The organism is Bacillus sp. B4EP4a (assembly GCF_006680105.1).
In the GTDB taxonomy this organism is placed as follows: Bacteria; Bacillota; Bacilli; order Bacillales; family DSM-1321; genus Peribacillus; species Peribacillus simplex_E.
Window position 1 is genome coordinate 1 of sequence record NZ_VHIK01000087.1, and the last position, 3,323, is coordinate 3,323.

A 3,323-nucleotide genomic window follows, 5' to 3' on the forward strand; every position below is an offset into this window, starting at 1 on the left:
AAACACACCTACGATGACGAATGGTTAATGGCTGAACTCAAAAAAAGAAACCTTGCTGTTTTTGACATCTCGTATGCTGTCGTAGGGACAAAAGGAAATTTGTATATTGATTTGATTAAGGATCAATCAAGGGAATAATCCATTGCATTTCTGCGAGAATCATAACTAAGATTAAAAAATATCATATCAATTTTTGTTAAATATATCGCATTCTGGGGTAATTGGATAGCAGGAATAATAAAAGTGGTTTTTCCAGAAGAAAAAACCACTTTTTCAGCCTATTATGAATTAACTCTTTTCAATCACGTTTATCAATTCCCTCAAATAATCCGGTAGATCAGGCGGACGCCTGCTTGATACAAGGTTACCATCTACGACGACGGGCTTATCTATCCAAGTCGCCCCTGCATTTTCCATATCATCTTTAATGCCCGGTGTACTCGTTACATTCTTCCCTTGTAAAATTTTAGCGGAGATCAACACCCAACCAGCATGACAAATTTGCCCGATGGGTTTTTTATTTTCTTCCATGCTTTGGATAAGTGATATCACTTCAGGAAACCGGCGAATTTTGTCAGGTGCCCATCCCCCCGGTACAAGAATGGCATCATATTCTTCAGCTTTAATACTGCCATACTCATAATCAGATATAGCTGGTACACCATATTTTCCAATATATGTTTCATTCGCCTTTTCTCCAGCAAGGTGAACAATCGCTCCTTCTTCTTTTAAACGTAAAATCGGATACCAGAGCTCTAAATCTTCAAATTCATGGTGCACAAGACTGATTATTTTCTTTCCTGCTAATCTCATGAAAATCTCTCCTTTTTCGTTCTATTCCCCTTTACCATTCTTCCCTATTACTTCCCTTTATCTACTGCCTATACACTTTACTCTTTAACCGATGCATCAATATTTGGTCTAAAAATCAACCTTTACCAAGTACAACCCAGCTGCCTCCGCCATACGGCCCGTTTGGATTCTTTCTTTTGACTCTAAAATGCTTGGTATATTTTCAGCATCTATTTCACCCAACCCAACTTCTATCAACGTCCCGACAATCTTTCTAACCATATTATAAAGAAATCCATCGCCTCGCACTGTAATTTGGATGAATCCGGCATTTTCTTCTATATCAATGGAATATATTTCACGCACCATGGATTTTTTCTTAGACTTTGCATTTGAAAAAGCCGTGAAATCATGTTCACCTATAAAATGTTTACATGCTTTTTTCATTCTTGTGATATCCAGCTTTTTCTCTACATGCATACTGTATTTTCGCATGAAAGGATTTGTATATTGCTCGTTCCAGATCTTATACAAATAGGTTTTATCCTTAGCATTATAACGCGCATGAAAACGATCAGGAACTAGCCTAACCTCGACAATGCTGATATCTCTTGGTAAATACCTATTCAAATAATTCATGATTTCAGCTTCAGTCAGATTTTCACCAATCTTAAAATTGGCGATTTGAGCAAGGGCATGTACACCGGCATCCGTTCTGCTGCATCCGATGATCTCGATTTTTTCCCCCACCATTTCCGTTAATACATTTTCTATTTTTCCTTGAATCGTATCATCACTATTACCGAGTCGTTGCCAGCCTTTATAGCGACCGCCATCATATTGAATGGTCAATTTATAATTGTTCATTTCTTCCTCCTTATTTTATTACTGTATAGTCATCTAAACAGAAAATTCTTGATAAAATACAAGCCCCCATACAACTCCTGCTGTATGAGGGAACAGATGGTCTTTTCTTAGAAACACATTTAAATTGTTAAGGTGTTAAGGTTTTGTATCATAATGTAATGAGTTTTGTCCCTTTATCACCTTACTTCCACAAGTCTGCAGTGAATGCAGTAAATGGAGTTCCATTTGGGAGCACCCACCGCTTAATGATTTATGTAAAGATCATACATCTTATCTTTGCCACTCAATAGTAAATCCTAACAATCAAAGTGAAATGCACTTCTGCATAGTGTACCAAAGTGAGTAACGTCATGCAACGAACGATTCACCGTCACGCGCAGTTTCTGTACAACTTTGTGCAATGCATAAACACACAGGAATAATAAATGGAAATTAAAAATAAAAAAGACCCAAACCCTTGTTATATCAAGGATTTGAGCCTTTGTTAGTTGATGACCTGTGAGGGATTCGAACCCACGACCCCTTCCCTGTCAATTTTGTATCATATAATCAAACTGGTTTAACTGAATTAAATAGTGTAAAGAAGGTTGATTTCTCAAGGTTTTGTAAGGTCTTTAAATCAGTCCAGTAAAATAAATTAAGCTAAATGAAATAATTATGTTAGCAGGTGGTCTGTAATAATTATCATTGTGACTAATCGTTTAATTTTCAAACCACTGACCAGTTAGGAAACCGGATATCATTACAGTTTAGTATTTTTTTATCGGAATGGAGCTCACTATTTGGATTACAAATAATAACATCTGTTCTGTCTTTTCCTGTGCTACTAAACTTAAATCAACTTGGTTAGTTTTTAACTCTTCTAAACTTTTGAGGATGCCTGCCTGAACAACAAACAATATGTGTGGACTTTAATTGACAACACAATGGGATGTTGATGGGTTTATCAATATTCATTGTGTAAAAAAGCTGCCTTAAAGACAGCTTCGATCTTCAGCTAACGCACCCGTTAGCCATCCATGAATCGCAAAAATCGGCGATTCACCACAAACAATGAAAATGGTTAGGAAGTGTCAATACTGATACTGACCTTAATCCAGTCAACCCTAATCCATAGACTAATTAATTAACGCTCTCCTCTTTTTTTAAACGATTGAGCAGAGTCTTCTTAAGTATTGTCATTTTTCCATTTTTAAAGAAACTTATTTTCATGGTAGTTCTATAAGAAAAGCGATTCTTATTAAAGAATCGCACCCTTTAACTGAATAAGAAGGGACTATATTTTATCGTCAACAAACCTCTTCTTTTTATCTGTACAAGAACGCTAAGTTTCCAGGTTAGTAATTTTTCCGAAAAGTAATGCATCATAATACTTATCCTCTATAAAATAGTGGTCTTTTAATCGTCCTTCTAACTCATACTGGTTCTTTTCAAGTATCCGTGCAGAGCCAATATTGGCATGCACTACCATAGCATGGAGCTTATGAAGATTAAGTGATTTAAATGCAAAATCACTTATCAATGCAACAAGCTCTGTTCCATACCCCTTATCCCAATGATGTTTATGCAACACATAACCAATTTCAGCTTGGTTTGCTTCTTGGTCAAAATTGAAAATTATGGCTGTTCCTATAATTGCTTGAGTTAATTTTTCAACAATGGAG

General features: G+C 36.1%; 3 protein-coding genes. All 3 read right to left on the reverse strand.

Going from position 1 to position 3,323, the window contains the following annotated elements; all coding sequences use genetic code 11:
- Window positions 1-288 precede the first annotated feature (288 nt).
- Window positions 289-813: a type 1 glutamine amidotransferase domain-containing protein gene (locus tag FNK51_RS25975; RefSeq protein ID WP_098371262.1), complete on the reverse strand. Its 525-nt coding sequence runs from the start codon at window positions 811-813 to the stop codon at window positions 289-291.
- 108 nt (window positions 814-921) lie between these two features.
- Window positions 922-1,659, reverse strand: coding sequence for a tRNA pseudouridine(38-40) synthase TruA (gene truA / locus FNK51_RS25980; RefSeq protein ID WP_141995206.1), 738 nt, complete (start codon window positions 1,657-1,659; stop codon window positions 922-924).
- Window positions 1,660-2,983: 1,324 nt separating this feature from the next.
- Window positions 2,984-3,323, reverse strand: a 340-nt coding sequence (locus FNK51_RS25985) for a GNAT family N-acetyltransferase (protein ID WP_141995207.1), incomplete at its 5' end; no start/stop codon positions are given.